This window comes from Mycobacterium sp. PS03-16, from assembly GCF_004570325.1.
In the GTDB taxonomy this organism is placed as follows: Bacteria; Actinomycetota; Actinomycetes; order Mycobacteriales; family Mycobacteriaceae; genus Mycobacterium.
Genome location: NZ_SPQO01000071.1, coordinates 1 through 3,193, shown reverse-complemented (window position 1 = coordinate 3,193; position 3,193 = coordinate 1). Strand labels below are relative to the sequence as shown.

At 69.6% G+C, this 3,193-nt stretch carries 2 protein-coding genes and 1 pseudogene; 2 read left to right on the top strand and 1 reads right to left on the bottom strand.

From position 1 onward, the window contains the following. Both E4P42_RS27265 and E4P42_RS26685 read left to right on the top strand, forming a co-directional pair. Nucleotides 1–184: hypothetical protein (locus tag E4P42_RS27265; protein WP_209305890.1), on the top strand; the 184-nt coding region annotated here is incomplete at its 5' end. Nucleotides 185–238: 54 nt separating this feature from the next. Beyond that, entirely contained in the window at nt 239–1,885 is a 1,647-nt protein-coding gene (locus E4P42_RS26685; protein ID WP_135129639.1) for an IS1634 family transposase, read from the top strand. Between the two features lie 757 nt (nt 1,886–2,642). Here E4P42_RS26685 and E4P42_RS27155 read toward each other — a convergent pair. After that, nucleotides 2,643–3,193: pseudogene (locus tag E4P42_RS27155) on the bottom strand (hypothetical protein); the annotation flags it as partial.

Genomic DNA, 3,193 nt, shown 5'->3' with positions numbered 1-3,193 from the left:
GCGGTTCGATCCAGACGAAGATCGAGCAGGTGCCGTGCCGGACGTACTCGGCGTCTTCCCGGCGGTCACGCCCGGGGGTGGCCGGGATCGGATCGCGGGCGTGGCCGAGCAGTTGGTAGGGCTTCTCCTGAGTTGGGTCACGAAGGCGGCCGTTCTCGGCTCGGATCCCGCTGACCTGCGGTGATGCGCCGGTTTAGTGTGCAGCTGAGGCACTAATCGTGGCCGGTAGGGTCGTGTGGTGGCCTGGGTTCGGCGGGTGCGTACCGCCTCGGGGGCCACGGCGGTGCAGATCGCTGAATCGGTGGCGGGTCGGCGGCGGATCGTGCGGCATGTCGGCTCGGCCCGGGACGAGGCCGAACTGGGACTGCTGATGAACCAGGCCCGTCAGCTGCTGGTTGATGACCGTCAAGGGGTGCTGGATCTGGGCATCACCCCGGCCGCCCGGAAGGCAGTGATGGTCCCCCCGCCGGCCACGGCCGCGCTGGTCCCCGGCGCTCCAGCTGGGCCGGTGCGGACGCCGACGGTGTCGGCGCCGCGAGTGCTGAAGACCGCCTCGGGTGTGCTGTTCGAGGCGTTGGCCGGGGTGTACGCCGACCTGGGCTTCGACGCCGTGGGCGACGAGGTCTTTCGGGACTTGGTGATCGCCCGGATGGTCGAGCCGACCAGCCTGCTCGACGTTGACCGCGTGCTGGCCGAGCTGGGGCGGGTCTCGGTGAGCCTGTCGACCCGCAAGCGGACGCTGCGTCGCTGCCATGCCGGTGACTACCGGGACCGGATCGCGGCCGCCTGCTTCGCCCATGCCGCGGCCAGCGGCGACGTCAGCCTGTGCCTCTACGACGTGACGACGTTGTACTTCGAGGCCGAGCACGAAGATGACCTGCGGAAAGTCGGCTACTCCAAGGAGCGCCGGGTCGACCCGCAGATCGTGGTCGGGCTGTTGGTCGACCGGAACGGTTTTCCGCTGGAGATCGGCTGCTTCGAAGGCAACAAAGCAGAAACGACCACGCTGGTCCCGATCATCGAAGCCTTCCGGCAGCGACATGGGGTCGCGGACATGGTCATCGTCGCCGACGCTGGCATGCTCTCGGCGGCCAACCTCAAGGCCCTGGACGAGGCCGGCTTGCGGTTCATCGTCGGCTCCCGCACCACCCGGGCGCCGGGCGACTTGGAGTCCCACTTCCACTGGCACGGCGAGGCCTTCACCGACGGCCAGGTCATCGACACGATCACACCCAAGACCGGCCGCGGCGGCAAGGAGCCGGAGAACAGCCCGGCGCTGCGCGCAGAACCCGTGTGGGACCCCGTCGCGCATCCGGGGTCGTGGCGCGCGGTCTGGGCGTACTCGGCCAAACGCGCCGCCCGCGACCGACGGACCCTCGCCCTGCAAGAGGCGCGGGCGCGGGACGTCGTCGCCGGCGAACGCGCTGCCCGCGCACCACGGTTCGTCAAGACCAGCAACGGCGCCCGCACTCTCGACGAGGCATCCCTGGCCAGGGCCCAGCGGCTGGTCGGGTTGAAGGGCTACGTCAGCAACATCGAGGCCGCGATCATGCCCCCGACCGAGATCATCGGCAGCTACCACGACCTGTGGCAGGTCGAACAGTCGTTCCGAATGTCCAAGACCGACCTCCGAGCGCGGCCGATGTTCGCCCGCACCCGCGAGGCGATCGAGGCCCACCTGACCGTCGTGTTCACCGCCCTGGCCGTCTCCCGCGCCGTGCAGAACCGCACCGGCCTGTCCCTGCGCCGCGTTCTGCGCGCCCTCAAGCCGCTGCGGTCAGCCACCGTCGAGATCAACGGCATGACCAGCACGATCCCGCCCGCGCTCGACTCCGAGACCACGGCCCTACTCGACGCCCTGCGCTCACAGGATCCAAGGCACTAAGCAGTTTGACCCAACTCAGGTCGAAACCGATCGACGGAGTGATGGTCGGCAGCACGTGGTCCCCGGCGAACAGCAGCCCGGCCCGGCCCCTACGTCGTGGAAGGCGACGTGCCCGCGCGTGTGACCCGGCGTACGGATCACCTCGAGCCTGTGTTCACCCGCCGCGTCGACCTCCCCGTCCCTCAGCCAGTCATCCGGCATCTCCCGGTTCGGCCGGGGTGAGGGGTGCATCCGGTGATGCTCCTCGAGTCGAGCCGCCAGCCGCTCCCGACCGTGCGCTCGCAGCAGCGGCCAGTGCGCCTCCACTGCTAGGTAGTCCGGTCGCGCGAGCACCTCGAGCGAGGCGCTCGTCGATGCCAGTCGCACCCCGGCGTGCCGAAGTCGCGTCGATCTCGAGGGCCTGGGTGTAGTGCTCGCGATGGACATGCCTCACGAGGAACTGCCGGACGTCGGAGAACTGGTATCCCAGCTGCGCGAAGACCTCGGCCAGCAACGCCCGTGCCGGCCCGATGGCCCAGCTCGAGTCGACGAGGGCAACGCCCTCGCCACTCGTCAGCGCGTAGACGTTGACGGCACGAAGACCGTCCGTGGGCAGCGGTAGGGGGATCCGGAACACAGTGGAAGCCACCTTGTGGACCCCCGGTCCAGTCCATTTGAAGCTTCTTGCGCTCAGCCATCCTGCTCGGGCCAGGGGGCATCTGGCCTCTCCCTCACTCGTCGAAGGAGGGGCGGGCTCGCGCATAACGGTCACTTTCCTTCAGTCCGGGGGCGGCAGGATCCCCCGCCGGACCAGGTCCGCCAGCCAGTGGCGGAACATGTCCTCGGTGTCCAGGCAATCGCCGAACCCGGCCTGCCTCAGCTTCACGGTGCTGACGATGACCGGGGGCGGAGGCCGCCTCGCTCCGGTCGCCATCCCGTAGTCCATGGCGTGATGCGATTCGCCGAGGATCTCGGTCAGCGGTATGGGGCGCAGGCCCGAACTGCGCACGATGTCGTCCCAGACGTCGGCCTTGCTGGGCAGAAGGCTCCCCAGCTCCTGCCGCTCCTCCGGGCCGGCCTCCAGGCCGACGGCGTCGGCGATGGCCGGCCAGAGGTTTCGCCACTCCGCCACGTCGCCGTTCGTGACGTTGAAGGTCTCTCCGGCCGCCTGAGGGGCGGTAGCAGCCCACTCCAGCGCGGCGGCCACGATCCGGGCATCCACCGCCTGCCAGACGTAGGACGGGCCGCCGGGGAAGGAGAAGGGGCGCCCCTCGTGTCGGCAGAGTGCCGCGTAGACACCGAGGACCGGTATCCCGTTCATCGCCGCAC